We start from the raw sequence: 17,902 nt of genomic DNA on the forward strand, positions 1-17,902 counted from the left end.
GGCTCACACCGCACCGGCCCCGGTCAGCGAACGCACCTCGGTCTCCGCGTGCCTGCGCTCGTCCGCTTCCTCACCCGAGGTCACGGTGCCGAGCCAGCCCGCCAGGAAGCCCAGCGGAATCGAGACGATGCCCGGGTTCTGCAACGGGAAGACCTGGAAGTCCACGCCCGGGAAGAGCGATTCGGGGCTTCCCGAGACCACCGGCGACAGGACGACCAGCAGCACCGCCGGAACCAGACCTCCGTACACCGCCCAGACGGCTCCCCGCGTGGTGAAGTCGCGCCAGAAGAGCGAGTACAGCAGCACCGGCAGATTGGCCGAGGCCGCCACCGCGAAGGCCAGGCCCACCAGGAAGGCGACGTTGAGGTTCTGCGCGAGCAGCCCCAGCGCGATCGCCACCGCCCCGATGCCGACGGCCGCGATCCGGGCCACGGACACCTCGCTGCGCTGCCTGGCGTGCCGGCGCTTGAGGGAGGCGTACAGGTCGTGCGCGACGGAGGCCGAGGAGGCGAGGGTGATCCCGGCTACCACGGCGAGGATGGTGGCGAAGGCGATGGCCGCCACGAAGGCGAACAGCACCGCGCCCCCGGTGGAGCCGACGCCGCCGCCGAGGAAGGCCGCGAGCAGCGGAACGGCCGTGTTCCCCGAAGCGTTGGAGGCCCGCACCTGGTCCGGGCCCACCAGGGCGGCCGCCCCGAAGCCGAGCACGATGGTCATCAGGTAGAAGCCGCCGATCAGCGCGATCGCCCACACCACCGACCGGCGGGCGGCTCGCGCGGTGGGCACGGTGTAGAAGCGCGACAGGATGTGCGGCAGCCCGGCGGTGCCCAGCACCAGCGCGAGGCCCAGGCTCATGAAGTCGAAGCGGGCGGTCCAGTCCCCGCCGTACTTGAGGCCGGGGCTCAGGAAGCGCAGCCCGTGCCCGCTGCGGTCGGCGGCGGTGGTGAGCAGCTGGTCGAAGTTCCCGTGGAAGCGCAGGAGCACGAGCACCGTGAGGGTGATCGCCCCGCCCATCAGCAGCACGGCCTTCACGATCTGGATCCACGTCGTGGCCCGCATCCCGCCGAAGGACACGTAGACCACCATCAGGGCGCCCACGCCGATCACCGCGAGCGTCCGGGCCGCTGGGGTCGAACTCCCGAGCAGCAGGCCGACCAGGCTGCCCGCGCCCACCATCTGCGCGACGAGGTACAGCACGGAGACGACCACCGACGAGGTGCCGGCCGCGATGCGCACGGGCCGCTCGCTCATCCGGGCGGCGACCACGTCGGCGAGGGTGAAACGCCCGCAGTTCCTGACGAGTTCGGCGACCAGGAACAGCACCACCAGCCAGGCGACGAGGAACCCCACCGAATACAGCAATCCGTCGTAGCCGAAGAGGGCGATCAGTCCGGAGATGCCGAGGAAGGACGCGGCGGACATGTAGTCGCCCGCGATGGCGAAACCGTTCTCCAGTGGGGAGAACAGCCGCCCGCCTGCGTAGAACTCCTCCGCCGACCCGTGCCGGTTCCGGCTGACCCAGGTGGTGATGCCCAGCGTCACCGCGATGAAGACGCTGAACAGGATCAGCGCGAGGGTCTGGTGCTCGGTGGTCACCGGCCTGCCCCCTTCGCCCGGTTCCGCTCCTGGTCGCGCTCCTGCTCGAAGACGGTCCAGCGCAGGTCGAGCGCGGCCCGGTCCCGGCGAAGCCGCGCGTGGCGTGCGTAGGCCCAGGTCAGCAGGAAGGTGCTGAGGAACTGGCCGAGCCCCGCCAGCATGGCCACGTTCACCGCGCCCGCCACGGGCCGGGCCATCAGGCCGGGCGCCGCGGTGGCAGCGACCACGTAGGCGACGTACCAGAGGAAGAAACCGGCGGTCGCGGGGACGACGAACCTGCGGTAGCGGCTGCGGACCTCCTGGAAGGCGGCGCTGCGCTGCACTTCGAGGTAGATGTCGGACGCCCCGTGCGCGGGGCGGCCGCCGGGGGCCGGTTGAGGCGGGGACGTTTCCTCCCCTTCGCCCCAGCCGACGGCCAGCGCGTCGTACCAGGGGTCGTCCAGCCGGATCGTTCCGGCATCACGACCTTCGTGCTTGTCCACCGAACTCTCCTTGTCCGCTGCCGCATTGGCCGCGTGCTCACAAGGATGTGCTCAATGGTCCCTTTCCGGACTGATGTCCCGTCGCTCTTCACTCCTTCAGGTGATGGAGCGAAGAGCGACGGTGTGCGAGGCGTACCCGCCGGGTCAGGCGTCGATGCGCGAGCGGTCCAGGGTGGCCGCGGAGCTCGTGATGAACTCCTTGCGCGGGGCCACCTCGTTGCCCATGAGCAGGTCGAAGACCGTCTCGGCGGAGTCGAGGTCACCGATGTTGATCCTGCGCAGGGTGCGGAAGCGCGGGTCCATGGTGGTCTCCGCCAGCTGGTCCGCGTCCATCTCGCCGAGGCCCTTGTAGCGCTGGATCGAGTCCTTGTACCGGATGTTCTTGCGCTGGTACTCCAGCAGGGTCTGGCGCAGCTCGTTGTCCGAGTACGTGTAGACGTACTTGTCCTGGCCCTTCTTCGGCTGGACGAGCTCGATCCGGTGCAGCGGCGGCACGGCCGCGAACACCCGGCCCGCCTCGACCATCGGACGCATGTACCGCTGGAAGAGCGTGAGCAGCAGGCAGCGGATGTGCGCGCCGTCCACATCGGCGTCGACCAGGAGGACGATCTTCCCGTACCGGGCGGCGTCGATGTCGAAGGTCCGGCCCGAGCCGGCTCCTATGACCTGGATGATCGCCCCGCACTCGGCGTTCTTGAGCATGTCCGAAACCGAGGACTTCTGGACGTTGAGGATCTTGCCTCGGATGGGCAGGAGCGCCTGGAACTCGGAATTGCGGGCGAGCTTCGCGGTGCCGAGGGCGGAGTCGCCCTCGACGATGAAGAGCTCGCTGCGGTCCACGTCGTCGCTGCGGCAGTCGGCGAGCTTGGCGGGGAGCGAGGAGGACTCCAGCGCGGTCTTGCGGCGCTGCGCCTCCTTGTGCTGGCGGGCCGCGATCCGGGTCCGGGCCGCCGCGACGATCTTCTCCATCACCGAGCGCGCCTGCTGCTTGTCGTCGCGCTTGGTGGAGGTCAGGAAGGCCTTGAGCTCCTTGGCGACGACGGCGGCGACGATCCGGGTAGCGGCCGAGGTGCCGAGGACCTCCTTGGTCTGGCCCTCGAACTGGGGCTCGGCGAGGCGGACGGTGACGACGGCCGTCATGCCCTCCATCGCGTCGTCCTTGACCACGTCGTCCTCGGCGACGCGCAGCAGCTTCGCCGAGCGCAGCACCTCGTTCACGGTCTTGGCCACCGAGCGCTCGAAGCCGGAGACGTGGGTGCCGCCCTTGGGGGTGGCGATGATGTTCACGAAGGACTTGACGTTGGTCTCGTAGCCCGTGCCCCAGCGCAGGGCGATGTCCACGCCGAGTTCGCGGGTGACCTCGGTGGGGGTCATGTGGCCGCGGTCGTCGAGGACCGGGACGGTCTCCTTGAAGGTGCCCGTGCCGGTCAGGCGCAGTACGTCGCAGGCGGCCTTGTCCTGGGCGAGGTACTCGCAGAACTCGCTGATGCCGCCGTCGAAGCGGAAGGTCTCCTCGGTCTTGCCCGCCCCGTCGATGCCCCGCTCGTCGCGGACCACCAGGGTCAGGCCGGGGACGAGGAAGGCGGTCTGGCGGGCGCGCTGGTAGAGCGTCTCCAGGTTGAGCCGGGCGTCCTTGAGGAAGATCTGGCGGTCGGCCCAGTAGCGGACCCGGGTTCCGGTCTTGCCCTTGGCGACCCGCTTGACCTTGCGCAGGCCGTTGGCGGGGTCGAAGGGGCTCTCGGCGCCCTGCTCGGTGAACATGCCGGGGACGCCGCGGCGGAAGCTGATGGCGTGGGTGGCGCTGTTGCGGTCGACCTCGACGTCGAGCCGGGCCGAGAGGGCGTTGACCACGGATGCGCCGACGCCGTGCAGGCCGCCGGAGGCCGCGTACGAGCCGCCGCCGAACTTGCCGCCGGCGTGCAGCTTGGTCATGACGACCTCGATGCCGGACAGGCCGGTCTTGGGCTCGACGTCCACGGGGATGCCGCGGCCGTTGTCCCGGACCTCCACGGAGGCGTCCTCGTGGAGGATCACCTCGATGTGGTCGCAGTACCCGCCCAGGGCCTCGTCGACGGAATTGTCGATGATCTCCCAGAGGCAGTGCATGAGGCCTCGGCTGTCGGTCGAGCCGATATACATGCCGGGGCGCTTGCGGACGGCCTCCAGCCCTTCGAGGACGAGCAGGTGCCGCGCGGTGTAGTTGGAACCGTCCCGGTCTGCTCCGGACAGCAGCGCGCTGGAAGGCACGGACGTGTCGGCGGTCACGCAGTTCGCTCCTCGCTGAATTTCTTTTCTGGCCCGGCAGGGCGCAGGGGTGGCTCGGTTGCCGGTCGAAGGGTACCGAGGCCAGGTAGAGCCGATGCAACGCCACCCTCGCGCATTCCTCAGCCTAGTCCAGATCCGCACGGATGTTCGATCCCCCGTGGGGGTGAAGCAAACATCACGTTCCCTTCCAGGCATGAACCATTTAGGGTTCGGGCACGTCCTCATGAACAACCTGGCACTCACGCCGGGGGAGGATGGAACTGCAACAAGCGAACGACTGACAACGCGAAACCGTAGAGCAACGCAATACGGCTCCTTCGCCGCCAACCGGCAACAGCCGGCCAGCTTCGGAAGGAAGTTTCGAGGAAAAGCCGCGAGCGGGAACGTTTTCGGCCTGGTTGGATGTTGACCCTGGTACGACAGCTCGTCGAGCTAGAGAAGAGGCGACGTGACTACTGTTCTGACACCCGCGACCCCGCTGACGGCCGCTGACCGATGCGACCGTTGCGGCGCCCAGGCATATCTGCGCGTCGTCCTGCTGAGCGGCGGTGAACTGCTCTTCTGCGCCCACCACGGTCGCAAGTTCGAGCCGGAACTCAAGAAGATCGCCGCGGAAATACAGGATGAGACCGAGCGGCTCACGTCCGCTCCGGCTGCCCATGCCGAACCCGAGGACCGCTGACACAGGCCTGTTCCTCGCATCCGACGAGCCAGGACCGGCCAGGCCGGTCGACGGGCGGCATTCCTGAGACCCAGGGGTGCCGCCCGTCCTCATACCCGGGCCCGCCGCCGCTCCATCACGGCCGGCGGCTTACGGGCCCTTCTCCGTGCGATGCCCCTGTACGGGCCCTGCACCCGGCCCGGAGGCCCTCCCGGGGCTCGGGCCGGTGTCCTGGACCCCGGCCAGCTGCGCGCCGCTCTCCGGGCCCGTCACGAAGCCGACCAGCGGCGCGATGCGCGTGTAGACCCCCGGGCTGTCGGCCCGGCCGCAGCCGCGCCCCCACGACACCAGGCCGATGAGCCGCCCCTGGGCCACCAGCGGTCCCCCGCTGTCGCCCTGGCATGCGTCCTTCCCGCCGACGCCGTCGCCCGCGCACACCATGGATTCCGCCCGGTACTGACCGTTCGCGTCCCCGGGATAGGCCCGCCCGCAGACCTCGTCGGACAGCACGGTCACCCGCGCGGCACGCAGTGCGTACGCGTAGTCACCAAAACCGCTGGTGTCGCCCCAGCCGTACACCGCCGCCTCCGTCCCCGGCGCGTACGAGGCGTGACCCGCGCCGGCCATGGGGAGCACGTAGTGCGCCGGCAGGGATTCCGCGAGTTCCAGGACTGCGAGGTCCCCGGCATTGCTGCGCGGGTCGTACTCCGGGTTCACCCGCGCACCGCGCACCGCGATCTCCCGGCCGTCGGTCGCCCGCAGCTCCGTACGCCCGGCGACCACCCGGAAATCGCTGACCGACTCGACCGGGCCGCCCAGCACCTCGCGGCCCAGGCAGTGGGCCGCCGTCAGCACCTTCGTCGGGGCCACGACGACGCCCCCGCAGAACTGGCCGCCCCGCGTACCCCCGAACCGGTCACGGCTGGCGAGGGCCACGACCCAGGGGCTCTCGCCGACCTTCACCGGCTTGCCGCCGATCACCACGCTGTCCGCGGCCGCCTGCGGTGCCTGGGTCAGCGGTGCCGCGGCCGCTCCCGCCGCCAGGGTCAGCGCTCCCGCCAGAGCGCGGGCAATGGGACGACGCATGAGGCCTCCTGACTCCGAGTGTGCATGACTACACCCAGAGTGGGATGCCTGGTGGCCGTGCGCACCCGCGCGGCCACCGGCGCCGGTGTCGGTATCGCCGCCGGCCCGGTGCCGGTCAGTCGAGGTAGTCGCGCAGCACCTGGGAGCGGGAGGGGTGGCGCAGCTTCGACATCGTCTTCGACTCGATCTGGCGGATGCGCTCACGCGTGACGCCGTAGACCTTGCCGATCTCGTCGAGGGTCTTGGGCTGGCCGTCCGTGAGGCCGAAGCGCATCGAGACCACGCCGGCCTCGCGCTCGCTCAGGGTGTCGAGCACCGAGTGCAGCTGCTCCTGCAGGAGCGTGAAGCTCACGGCGTCGGCCGGGACGACGGCCTCGGAGTCCTCGATCAGGTCGCCGAACTCGCTGTCGCCGTCCTCGCCGAGCGGCGTGTGCAGGGAGATCGGCTCTCGGCCGTACTTCTGGACCTCGATGACCTTCTCGGGGGTCATGTCGAGTTCCTTGGCCAGCTCCTCCGGGGTGGGCTCGCGGCCCAGGTCCTGGAGCATCTGGCGCTGCACGCGGGCGAGCTTGTTGATCACCTCGACCATGTGCACCGGGATGCGGATGGTGCGGGCCTGGTCGGCCATGGCGCGCGTGATCGCCTGGCGGATCCACCACGTCGCGTAGGTGGAGAACTTGTAGCCCTTGGTGTAGTCGAACTTCTCGACCGCGCGGATCAGGCCCAGGTTGCCCTCCTGGATCAGGTCCAGGAAGAGCATGCCGCGGCCGGTGTAGCGCTTGGCGAGGGACACCACGAGGCGGAGGTTGGCCTCCAGCAGGTGGTTCTTCGCACGGCGGCCGTCCTCCGCGATGATCTCCAGCTCGCGCTTGAGCTTGGGCGCCAGCTTGTCCGAGTTCGCCAGCTTGTCCTCGGCGAACAGTCCGGCCTCGATGCGCTTGGCGAGCTCGACCTCCTGCTCGGCGTTGAGGAGGGGGACCTTGCCGATCTGCTTGAGGTAGTCCTTGACCGGGTCGGCGGTGGCACCGGCGACGACCACCTGCTGGGCGGGCGCGTCGTCCTCGTCGTCGGAGATGACGAAGCCCTTGTTCTCGCCGCCCTCCTCCTCTTCGTCGGCCTCGGCCTTGGCGGCGTCGGGACCCTCCTCCGGGGTCTCCTCGCCACCGGCCTCGTCGGCGTCCTTCTTGGAGGCGGTCTTCTTCGCCGCCGTCTTCTTGGCGGCGGTCTTCTTGGCGGGCGCGGCCTTCTTCGCCGCCGTCTTCTTGGCCGCCGTCTTCTTCGCGGCGGGTTCGGTTCCGGGCTCCTGCGCCAGGGCGTCCGTGGTCTCCGCGTCCGTCGTATCGGCCGCCGACGCCGCGGCGGCGGTGGCCGCGGGCTGCGCCGCCGTCTTCTTGGCCACGGGCTCGGTGGCCGTCCGCTTTGCCGGGCTCTTCGCTGCGACGCTCTTGCGGGTGGTGCGCTTGGGCGACTCCGCGGCACTGACCATCAGCGTCACACCCTCTTCCTCGAGGATCTGGTTGAGGCTGCGCAGAACATTCTTCCACTGGGTCGCAGGAATCTGGTCAGCCTCGAAGGCCCGACGCACGTCATCGCCGGCGATCTGCCCCTCGGCCTTGCCCCGCTCGATGAGCGCCATCACAGACTCGGAATCGGCGATCTCCGGCGGGAGCGTACGGGATGTGCTGGCCGACACGAACAACCTCTCGGAACGATGGGAACGGGTTCCGACCCCGGGCCTGGTGGTGCTGGACCGGAGCCGACGACCACCGACTGGGGATGGGCCGGGGGCGCGGGCAGGGGCCGGGGAGCTGTACAGCACCCCCAAGGGCTGCTGTCTTCCCTCCGTCGGCCATCACCTCTTAGGTCATCGCGTGACCTCGCAGAGCGTTACGCCCAATCTTCGTGGCCCGAGTCACACCCCGTATGCGGCAATGCCGGTCATAGGGTCATACGCACGGTTTCTGCCGGGCCGGATGCGGCGCCGCACGCCGGTGTCGCCGGACCCGACCGGGCCCGGCGACATGTCGTGCACCCCCGCGCCCCCGCGGGTACGCCCGTCAGTGCTCGCGCGGGGCGGGGACCACGCGCTCGACCTCCGGATGCACCGTCAGGAGCTGGCGCATGGCGTTCTCGGCGCCCATCGCGTCCCCGGCGGCGAGGGCCTCGACCATCCGCGCGTGGTGCGCGACGCAGGCCTCGCTCGGACGGTCGCAGGCGGTGACGGGGCTGCCGGAGACCTGGAGCGCGGCGGAGACGATGCCGGAGAGGTGCTCCAGCATGCGGTTGGCGGCGACCTGGATGAGGAGAGCGTGGAACTCGTTGTCGGCGCGGGCGAAGGTGATCGAGTCCCCCTGGCCGAGGGCGTGACCCATGATCTCGACCATGTCGGCGAGGCGCTGCTGGATGTCCGGGCGGCCGTGCCCGGCGGCGAGGCGGGCGGCGAGCGGCTCGATGGTCCAGCGGAGCTCGTTGAGCTCGCGGCGCTGGTCGTCGCGCTGGGGGCCGAAGGCCCGCCACTCGATGATGTCGGGGTCGAGCAGGTTCCAGTCGGCGACCGGGCGGACCCGGGTGCCGACGTTCGGGCGGGCGCTGACGAGGCCCTTGGCCTCCAGGACCCGCAGCGACTCGCGGACGACGGTCCGGGAGACCTCGAAACGCTGGCCGATCTCCTCGGGGACCAGCGGGCGGTCCGCTCCGAGATCACCGGAAACGATCATCTGGCCGAGCTGCTGGACGAGTTGGCCGTGCAGTCCGCGGCCGCGGCTGCCGGCGGCGCGGCGGCCGACGCGGCTCAACTCGACGTCGGCGCCGTCCCAGTGGGGCGCTGCGGCGCGGTCGGACCCGGGGGTCTCCGCGTAGGGGTAGCGGTCGAGTTCGCCCGGGCCGGCGAGGCCGGAGTCGGCATGGCGGGCGGCGGTCATCATGGTGTGCGCAAGGGTACTCACGAATCCTTTGTCGGCCGTGCCTCCATTGCCCTTGAGGTCTTTGGTGAAAAGCACACGAAAGGGTGATCGGTGCCACCTACGCAATTGACGACTTATCGTAAAGAACCGGGCCTTTTGCGGGGAGTTGCGGTCCGCATCACGCGAGGTGGACTCCAACGGTCTCGTACGGGCCTTCTGTGCACCGGAACGATCACCAACGGACCCGGCTGCGCAGTCCGGTGAACCCATAGGCGCACAACAGGACCATCAGCGACAACACCAGAGCGGTGCCGACGGGTTGGGCCATGACCCGCAAGGCCCCCAGGACCAGGCGGTCCGCTTCGGGCGGCCACTGCACCCAGGTCAGGCTCCGCAGCCGGGGCCCGAGTCCGGTGACCGGGTACGCGGACGAACCCTCCAGCACCTTGCGCACCAGCGGCACCACCATCACCGGCACGGCGAGCACCGCGGCCAGGCCGGCGGTGGCCGATCTGAAGACGCCGGAGGCCAGGACGCCCGCCCAGGCGCAGCCGATGAGCAGCCCGGCCCAACTCGCGGCCGGGGAGAGCCACTCCACCGGGGTGCGCAGCGGGCCGCTGTCGAAGACGAGGGCCAGTGCGGCGGCGTCGGCCACCACCACCAGGGCGCCCAGCAGGAGGGCGAGGACGGCGCAGACGCCGAGCTTGGCGGCGAGCAGCCCCATCCGGCGGGGCACGGTGCCGCGGTCGGCGGCGAGCGCGGGGTAGCGGTACTCCTCGCCGAAGGCCAGGGCGCCGAGCAGGCCCGCGCCGAGGGCCGCGGGCGGCAGCGGCAGCAGCTCGGGCCAGGCCGCGAGCAGCCGGTTCTGCGGGGTGTGCCCGGCCCGGGCCAGTACGAGCGCGGTCAGAACGGAGACGACGGCGACGACCGCGGTGGTGAGGAAAGGGGTGGCGGTGCCGAAGACCCGGAGCAGCTCGTAGCGCAGCGGCCTCATGGGTCCGCCGACGCGGCGCACCGCCGAGGCGGGCCGCCGCGACCGGGCGCGCCGGGACCGTCCACCCGTGGCAGCCTTGCCCGATGCCCAGCCGGATGCCGCATCGGAAGCCGCGTCGGACGTCGCGTCGGACGTCGCGTCGGACGTCGCGTCGGACGTCGCGTCGGCGGCGGCCCGGGCGTGCGGGACCGGCGGCGCGGGAGCGCCGGCGTCTCCGGTCTCGTCGGCGAGCCGGTGGACCAGCACGCCGTGCTTGAACGCCGCCTCGCCGACCTCCGCGCAGCTGCTGCCGTACACCGACAGGCGGCTGCCGCTCTCCTCCACGATCTCCACCGCGCGCTGGGCAGCCCGGGCCTCGCGGCCCAGTACGTCGGCCAGCCGGGCCGCGTGCGGGGTGCGCACGGCGACCCTCGGTCGCAGCCGGGTCCGGGCGAACTCGGCTGCGTCCTGGTCGGCGACGAGCCGGCCTGCCTCTACGCTGACGATCCGGTCGGCGTTGCGTGCCGCCTCCTTGGCGTCGTCGGTGGTGAAGAGCACCGCTCCGCCGAGGGAGGCGTGGCCGCGCAGCAGCCCGTACAGCCAGCCGCTCTCGCGGGGCGAGAGACCTGCCGCGGGCTCGTCCAGCAGCAGGGTGCAGGGATCGGCGAGCAGCGCGGCGGCCAGCGCGACGCGGCGTTCCATGCCCAGCGAGAGCGAGCCGAGTCGCTGGTCCCGCAGACCCGCGATCCCGACGACCTCGAGCATGGTGTCGGCCCGGGAGGCCGGCACCCCGGCGGCGGCGCAGAGCATCCGCAGCTGGTTGCGTACGGTGCGCGCGGGATTGCCGGGGACATCGCCGAGCAGCACGCCGACCTCACGGCCGGGGTACGGGATCCGGTGCAGCGGGCGACCGCGGAAGTAGGTGACGCCGCGGCCCGGTTCGAGTTCGAGCATGAGCCGCAGTGCGGTGGTCTTGCCCGATCCCGGCTCGCCGAGCAGGGCGGTCACGCTCCCCGGGCGGACCTCGAGGGTGAGGTCGTCCACGAGGGGCTGGGCGTCGGGGCGGGGGTTGCTGGTAAGTCCGATGGCCTGGAGCATCGCTTCTCTCGCGGGGGGTGAGACCGCTCTGCGGCAGCGTGAGTACCGCAAGCAAGATAACGCGATATGTCCGATTTACAGCGCAACCGGTCCGATGGAATGTCAATATTGCGGCCGAGTCAGCCCAGGGTGCCGGGGCGAAACCGGGGGCCGGGCCGGGGACCGGGACTGGTGTCGCGGCGTCAGACCTCGGGACGCAGCATTGGCGGGTTGAGCAAGGTGGCTCCGCCGGCGCGGAACAGCTGTGCCGGGCGTCCGCCCTGACGGGTCGTCGTCCCTCCGGCCGGCACCAGGAATCCGGGGGTCCCGGTGACCTTGCGGTGGAAGTTCCGCGGGTCGAGGGCCACGCCCCAGACGGCCTCGTAGACCCGGCGCAGCTCGCCGACGGTGAACTCCGGCGGGCAGAAGGCGGTGGCCAGCGAGGAGTACTCGATCTTCGAGCGGGCCCGCTCCACGCCGTCGGCAAGGATCCGGGCATGGTCGAAGGCGAGTCCCGCCGAGGTCTGCTCCTCGGATGCGAGCAGTTCGTCGACGGGAGCCCATCGGGCGCTGTTGGCGTCGCCGCCAGCGCGGGGCGCCGGCAGGTCGGGGGCCAGCACCAGGTGCGCCACGCTGACGACGCGCATCCGCGGATCCCGCTTCGGGTCACCGTAGGTGGCCAGCTGTTCGAGATGGGCCCCGTTACCCACGCCCGGGAGGGCGGGGTCGTGTGCGCACAGGCCGGTCTCCTCGGAGAGTTCCCGGGCCGCGGCCGCCGCGAGGTCCTCGTCTCCGCGTACGAATCCGCCGGGCAGCGCCCAGCGCCCCTGGAACGGCTGCTCACCCCGCCGGACGACCAGCGCACAGAGCGCGTGGCGCCGCACGGTGAGCACGACCAGGTCGACAGTGACGGCGAAGGGCGGAAAGGCCGACGGGTCGTAGGGCGACATGCCGCGATCATAGTCGTCTGCCTGACGATAAACAGCGCTTTGGTGACCTTGAAGACGCCGGTGTGCGGGCCGGGTGTGTCCGGCCTGACCGGCAAGACACCTCTAACCTCCCAGTTGGAGCGCATCCGCGGCCTCCTCCACCATGCCGAGGCCGAGCCGGCTGACCCGCACGGCGAAGGGCTCCCCCGATACGCGCAGGCCGGAGAGGCGGAGTGCGCCGAGGGGTGCGCCGGGGAGCGGGGCGAGGGCGACCGTGCCCGCGGGGGCATCGGGACGGATTCCGGCGAGGGCGGTCAGGACGTGCACCCCGGCCGCCGCGGCCACCGCGGCCGGGCGGCACGCGGCCGGGTGCGGAAGCGGGGCGCTGTGGGAAACGCGCTGTTCGGCCGCGAACATCTCCGGCAGCCGGTACCCGAAGCTTTCCGCCGCGTCCAACAGACCGCGGAGAAGGCCCGCGGCCTCCTTCTCGAAGCCCGCCTGGGCCAGTCCGGCCACCGCCACGGCGCTTTCGTACGCCCGTACCGCCCCGGAGCGGTGGCCGAAGGGGTTGTGGCCCGGCTCCTTGGCGGCCATGCTCCGCAGTCCCCATCCGCAGTCCATGGCGGGGGCCCCGAGCAGCCGGGCCAACTGCTCGGTGCAGGCCCGGTCCAGGAGGCCCGGGGCGAGCCGGCCGCCGCCGAGGAGCCCGGTGTCGAGCAGGTGTGCGGCGGCCCCGGTCAGCCGGGGCAGCGGCCGGCCGTCGGGGTGCAGGGCCGCCGCGGGCCTGCCCCGTCCGGACCGTCGATCCAGAAGCCGGCCCGGAACCGCTCCCGCAGCGCGGCCGCCCACTGCCGCCATCCCTCGGCCCCGGGACGCCCGCACGCGGCGAGCAGGTCGGCCCCCAGCAGGGCGGCCCGGTGGGCGTGGGCCTGGGTCTCGCAGCGCCGCGGCCCCGGGTCGGGATCGGCCAGGAAGCCGTCTGCGCCCAGAGCGCCCCGCAGCCAGTCGAGGCACCGCTCGGCGGCGGGGAGCAGCCGGGCCACCTCCTCCTCCGGCATCCCCCAGAGCCGGGCCTCGGCGAGCACCGCCGGGAAGGCCAGGGTCGCCTCCGTACCGGTGCACCCCGGCGGGAGCTGAGGGCCCGCCCCCCGCAGCGGGCCCGGGATCTTCCCCGCCTCGGGGCCGCTCCCGCCGCTCTGGTTGCGGGCCAGGATCCGCAGGGTGGCCGCGGCCAGTCCGGTCCCGAGCGGCAGCGCCATCCGGGCGGCCCAGAGGGACTCCGCCGGGGCCAGTCCCAGCCGCCATGGCACCCCCGCGGCCACGAAGGCGTCGCCCGGCTCCCCGGGATCTCTCAGCAACAGCGCCCCGAGATCCTCGATGCTGGTGCGGAACCACGCCTCGACTCTCGGGTCGTCACCCTCGGCCCGGGCGTCGGCGAGCGGATTCGCCACCTGCCCTGCTGACGCCCGCGTGACCCGGTCCTGCGTGGTCCGCAGCTCGATGGTGTGTGACTCGCCGGGGCCCAGGTCGAGCTGCCAGCGCAGCAGCCCGGACGAGGCCAGCGCGTCGTCGGGCGGCGGCTCGGCGGCGATGACGGCCTGAGCCTCGCCGGTGCTCCACCGCAGCCCGGCGGCATGCACCCCGGCGGGCAGTTCCGGCCCGGCGAGCCCGGCGGCCACGGCGGCCAGTTCCGACAGGTCAGTGCCGAGCAGTACCTCCACGGGCAGCCGCACCGGCCGGGACGCGAAGCTGCGCAGGGTGATCCGCTCGGTGCCGTCCGCGTGCCGGACCCGTTCCACCCCGATGTCCGGGTCGGGGCCGGGCTCCGCCCCGGTGCGCACCGTCGCGGTGAAGACGGCCCGGTCGGCGCCGAGGCTGCGCCCCTGAACGGCGACCGGATCGCGCCCGCCGACGCGCAGCACGCAGCGGGAGAGCAGCCGGCGCCCGGAGCGATAGATCCCGTCGATCCCCCGCCCCGTCAGCTGGCCGTGCTCCGGCGAGATGACCAGGCAGGGCGCGGCGACGCAGATGACGGCGCCGTGCACGGGCGGCGGCTCGGACCTGCGGGCGGCAGGCACGCCGGGTGGTCGGAGAGATGCGGGGTGAGACATGCGTCGCCTTGTCTGGGCTCCGGTCGGTTCAGCCGGGCGGCGGCGTGGCCGGGCCCCCGCCGCCCTCCAGCTGAACGCCCCCACCCCCGCCCGGGTCACGGGCCGCGGCGCCTGCTGCGCGCAGCCGGGGCGGGGCCGCCGCCGTACAACGACGCCCAGGCAGCTCCGGATCCGCCGCACCAGGGTGCCGCGCTGGAGCGGGCGCGGGCTCACTGCCCGCTCCCCGCGGTGCGGCGGGGCTCGCGGCTCGGAGCCGGCTTGCCGCGGCGGCCCGGGGGACGCGAGCCCGCCGGACGGCGCCCCCGCCGGGGCTCGCGGCTCCGCCGCTCCTCCCGCAGACACTCCCGCAGTCCCTCGGGGTCGATGCCCTCGTTGCAGGCGTGGTGGAGCAGCTGGGCGAAGCGGTAGTCGGAATCCGCCCGCAAGGCCAGGCCCAGGGCGATCCGGGCGGTCGGCTCGTCCCCGGTGGACCAGGAGACCCAGCCCGCGAGGGTGAGCGGAGCCGCCGCGTGCTCCCCGTACGCGCCGACGCAGCGCCGGGCGAGGGCCCGCCACAGCCGCAGGGCGGGGCCCGCCTCCTCGTCCTCCATCCACTCTGCGGCGATGTCCCGGATCTCACGGTCCTGGAGGCCGAGGATCAGCGCGGCCGCCTCGTCGTGGCCGAGCAGCGCGTCGTCCCGGTCATCGGCCTGGGTTCCCTCGACGGGTGGGGCAAGGGCCATCCGCCGCATCAGCGACCGGGCCAGCTCGAGGGTCTCGGCACCGACCTCCTCCCGGGTGGCCCCGTCGAGGATCTTCGGTACGAGGGCGGCAGCCGCCCGGTCCAGGGCGCCTTCCATCTCCGCGGCCACGGCGCCGCCCAGCGGCGCCAGCCTGCCCTCGATCTCCTTGAGGGAACCCCGGACCTGGAGGCCGGCGAAGGTGGCCGCGGCGGCCATCACCGAGGTGCCGACCGCCGCCAGCCGGCTGCCCTCGGCCGGGCAGCAGCGCTCGTCGGGACACACGTAGGACCAGAAGCGGCCCGCGGAGAGGCACAGGGCCTCCAACACGGGCACGTCGAGCGCGCCGCAGGCCAGCCTGATGCGCTGGGCGAGCGGCCGCAGCCGGGTCATCACCCGCTGGCCGCTCTCCCCGCCGAGCGGCTCCTGGCAGAGGAAGACGACGATGCCGTCGGGCTTGCCCTCACGCCGCTCGCTGCCGCGGATCAGGCAGTCGGCGACCTGCCGCGCGGTGTCCTCCCATTCCGCGGGAGTGGCCGGGATGCCGACGCGGAGCCGGCCGCCGAAGCGGCCTCCCTCGCCGTGCACGGCGACCATGACGAGGGAGTCCGTGGGGTGGAAGCCGAGCATGTAGGGCAGCGCGTCGGCCAGCTCGGCCGGGCTGCGCAGTGTGATCCGGGGATCGGTGGTGGATCCGGCCGTGCTGGTGGACGGCCGGTCGGACGGGGTGCGTGATTCGTGGTTGTTCGTCATGCCCCGAAGGTCCCGCGCAAGATCCGATCGCGAAAGCCCTGTGGATAACCAATTCAAACTTCAACATCCACAGGCTCAGAGCGGCATTGGCGCGATGTCAGAGGCATCGGGTTGCATGGGGGCATGAACGCAGACCTGAGGTCCTCGGCCGACTCCGTACTAGCCCGTCTCGTGGGCGACCCCACGGGCACGGCTCGGCTGCGCGAGGACCAGTGGCGGGCGATCGAGGCGCTCGTCGCGCACAAGCGCCGGGCGCTGGTCGTGCAGCGCACGGGCTGGGGCAAGTCCGCTGTGTACTTCGTCGCCACCTCGCTGCTGCGGGCGAGCGGCGCCGGACCCACCGTGATCGTCTCCCCGCTCCTCGCGCTGATGCGCAATCAGGTCGAGGCCGCCGCCCGCGCCGGAATCCGCGCCCGCACCATCAACTCCGCCAACCCCGAGGAGTGGGAGGGGATCCAGGCCGAGGTCGCGGCGGGCGAGGTGGACGTTCTGCTGGTGAGCCCGGAGCGGCTCAACAACCCCGACTTCCGCGACCAGGTCCTCCCCAAGCTCTCCGCCGCCACCGGCCTCCTCGTTGTGGACGAGGCCCACTGCATCTCCGACTGGGGACACGACTTCCGCCCGGACTACCGCCGGCTGCGCACCATGCTGGCCGATCTCCCGCCGGGCGTCCCGGTGCTGGCCACGACCGCCACGGCCAACGCCCGCGTGACCGCCGACGTCGCCGAACAGCTCGGTACCGGCGCCGGCACGGACGCCCTGGTGCTGCGCGGACCGCTGGACCGCGAGAGCCTGAGCCTGGCCGTGCTGACGCTGCCCGACGCGGCGCACCGGCTGGCCTGGCTCGCCGACCACCTCGGCGACCTGCCCGGCTCCGGGATCATCTACACGCTGACGGTCGCGGCGGCCGAGGAGGTCACCGCGTACCTGCGCCACCGCGGGCACACGGTGTCCTCGTACACCGGCAAGACGGAGAACGCCGACCGGCAGCAGGCCGAGGACGACCTCCAGGCCAACCGGGTCAAGGCGCTGGTGGCCACCTCCGCCCTGGGCATGGGCTTCGACAAGCCCGACCTCGGTTTCGTCGTGCACCTGGGCTCCCCCTCCTCCCCCATCGCCTACTACCAGCAGGTCGGCCGCGCCGGCCGCGGCGTGGAGCACGCGGAGGTCCTGCTCCTGCCCGGCCGGGAGGACGAGGCGATCTGGCAGTACTTCGCCTCGGTGGCCTTCCCGCCCGAGGAGCAGGTGCGCCGGACGCTGGACGTACTCGCCCAGGCGGGGCGGCCGCTGTCGCTGCCCGCGCTGGAGCCGCTGGTCGACCTGCGCCGCACCCGGCTGGAGACGATGCTCAAGGTCCTGGACGTGGACGGCGCCGTGCACCGGGTCAAGGGCGGCTGGACCTCGACTGGGGAGCCGTGGGCTTACGACGCCGAGCGATACGCGTGGGTGGCCCGCCAGCGGGCCGCGGAACAGCAGGCCATGCGCGACTACGCGGCGGCCACCGAGTGCCGGATGGAGTTCCTGCGCCGCCAGCTCGACGACGAGCAGGCCGCCCCCTGCGGCCGCTGCGACAACTGCGCCGGGGCCCGGTTCACGGCGGACGTGTCCACCGCCGCGCTGGACACCGCCCGCGGTGAACTCGGCCGCCCGGGCGTGGAGCTGGAGCCGCGCAAGATGTGGCCGACCGGGCTCGCGGCGGTCGGCGTCGACCTCAAGGGCCGCATCCCGGCCGGGGAGCAAGCCGCCACCGGGCGGGCGCTGGGCCGGCTGTCCGACATCGGCTGGGGCAACCGGCTGCGCCCGATGCTCGCCCAGCAGAGTCCCGACCAGCCGATTCCGGACGATGTAGCCCAGGCCGTGGTGGCCGTCCTCGCCGACTGGGCCCGCGGCCCGGGCGGCTGGGCCTCGGGTGCCCCGGACGCACCGGCGAGGCCGGTGGGCGTGGTCGCGCTGCCCTCACGGAGCCGCCCCCAGCTGGTCGGTTCGCTGGCCGCGCGCATCGCGGAGGTCGGGCGGCTGCCTCTGCTCGGGACGATCGGGTACACGGACCAGGTCCCGGAATACGGCCTGCCCTCCTCCAACAGCGCCCAGCGGGTACGGGGGCTCCACCAGGCCTTGACCGTGCCCCCGGCTCTGGCGGCGACACTGGCCGAGGCAGCGGGACCGGTACTCCTCGTGGACGACCGCGCGGAGAGCGGATGGACCCTCGCCGTGGCCGCCCGGCTTCTCCGGCGGGCTGGCGCGAAGGGGGTGTTTCCGCTGGTGCTTGCGCTTCAGCCGTAGCCGAATGCGTCATCTTCGGCGTGGCGGGGCAAGGATATGAGCGGCATACCGGCGAATTCCGGTC

11 protein-coding genes and 1 pseudogene are annotated in these 17,902 nt (G+C 72.4%); 2 read left to right on the plus strand and 10 right to left on the minus strand.

All coding sequences use genetic code 11. From position 1 onward, the window contains the following. Positions 1 to 3: 3 nt before the first annotated feature. The 3 genes from OHA89_RS10915 to OHA89_RS10925 all read right to left on the minus strand — a co-directional run bounded on the left by OHA89_RS10915 (position 4) and on the right by OHA89_RS10925 (position 4,343). Positions 4 to 1,596 (minus strand): cation acetate symporter, encoded by a 1,593-nt coding sequence (locus OHA89_RS10915; RefSeq protein WP_406366024.1) that lies wholly within the window; start codon positions 1,594 to 1,596, stop codon positions 4 to 6. Beyond that, positions 1,593 to 2,078 carry a DUF485 domain-containing protein gene (locus OHA89_RS10920; protein WP_215148640.1) on the minus strand — a complete coding sequence of 162 codons (486 nt, stop codon included), beginning with the start codon at positions 2,076 to 2,078 and terminating at the stop codon, positions 1,593 to 1,595. Before OHA89_RS10920 ends, OHA89_RS10915 begins: the two co-directional genes overlap by 4 nt. Positions 2,079 to 2,222: 144 nt before the next feature. Next, positions 2,223 to 4,343: a type IIA DNA topoisomerase subunit B gene (locus tag OHA89_RS10925; RefSeq protein WP_215150788.1), complete on the minus strand. Its 2,121-nt coding sequence runs from the start codon at positions 4,341 to 4,343 to the stop codon at positions 2,223 to 2,225. A gap of 448 nt (positions 4,344 to 4,791) precedes the next feature. On the opposite strand from OHA89_RS10925, the gene OHA89_RS10930 reads away from it, so the two are divergent. Continuing rightward, positions 4,792 to 5,025 (plus strand): hypothetical protein, encoded by a 234-nt coding sequence (locus tag OHA89_RS10930; protein WP_030028922.1) that lies wholly within the window; start codon positions 4,792 to 4,794, stop codon positions 5,023 to 5,025. Positions 5,026 to 5,154: 129 nt separating this feature from the next. Here OHA89_RS10930 and OHA89_RS10935 read toward each other — a convergent pair whose 3' ends face one another. The 7 genes and pseudogenes from OHA89_RS10935 to OHA89_RS10965 form a co-directional block, all read right to left on the minus strand. Next, positions 5,155 to 6,090 carry a serine protease gene (locus OHA89_RS10935; protein WP_406366027.1) on the minus strand — a complete coding sequence of 312 codons (936 nt, stop codon included), beginning with the start codon at positions 6,088 to 6,090 and terminating at the stop codon, positions 5,155 to 5,157. Between the two features lie 115 nt (positions 6,091 to 6,205). Then, a complete protein-coding gene (locus tag OHA89_RS10940; protein WP_266614581.1) occupies positions 6,206 to 7,783 on the minus strand; it encodes an RNA polymerase sigma factor in 1,578 nt (525 codons plus the stop codon). A 364-nt stretch (positions 7,784 to 8,147) separates the two neighbouring features. Next, the gene (locus OHA89_RS10945) at positions 8,148 to 9,089 is read right to left on the minus strand and encodes a FadR/GntR family transcriptional regulator (protein ID WP_323186086.1); all 942 of its coding nucleotides are present in this window, start codon (positions 9,087 to 9,089) and stop codon (positions 8,148 to 8,150) included. A 136-nt stretch (positions 9,090 to 9,225) separates the two neighbouring features. Beyond that, complete coding sequence (locus OHA89_RS10950; RefSeq protein ID WP_406366028.1) at positions 9,226 to 11,064, minus strand: ATP-binding cassette domain-containing protein; 1,839 nt, start codon at positions 11,062 to 11,064, stop codon at positions 9,226 to 9,228. A gap of 182 nt (positions 11,065 to 11,246) precedes the next feature. Continuing rightward, entirely contained in the window at positions 11,247 to 11,993 is a 747-nt protein-coding gene (locus tag OHA89_RS10955) for an NUDIX domain-containing protein (RefSeq protein WP_215150780.1), read from the minus strand. A 102-nt stretch (positions 11,994 to 12,095) separates the two neighbouring features. Continuing rightward, positions 12,096 to 14,083 (minus strand): annotated as a pseudogene (locus tag OHA89_RS10960) (glycogen debranching N-terminal domain-containing protein). A 209-nt stretch (positions 14,084 to 14,292) separates the two neighbouring features. Then, the gene (locus OHA89_RS10965; protein ID WP_406366029.1) at positions 14,293 to 15,555 is read right to left on the minus strand and encodes a DUF4192 domain-containing protein; all 1,263 of its coding nucleotides are present in this window, start codon (positions 15,553 to 15,555) and stop codon (positions 14,293 to 14,295) included. 123 nt (positions 15,556 to 15,678) lie between these two features. Between OHA89_RS10965 and OHA89_RS10970 the strand changes: the two genes are divergently transcribed. Next, positions 15,679 to 17,838: a RecQ family ATP-dependent DNA helicase gene (locus tag OHA89_RS10970; RefSeq protein ID WP_257553871.1), complete on the plus strand. Its 2,160-nt coding sequence runs from the start codon at positions 15,679 to 15,681 to the stop codon at positions 17,836 to 17,838. Positions 17,839 to 17,902: the final 64 nt, after the last annotated feature.

Source organism: Streptomyces sp. NBC_01546, assembly GCF_045208355.1.
GTDB lineage: Bacteria > Actinomycetota > Actinomycetes > Streptomycetales > Streptomycetaceae > Streptomyces.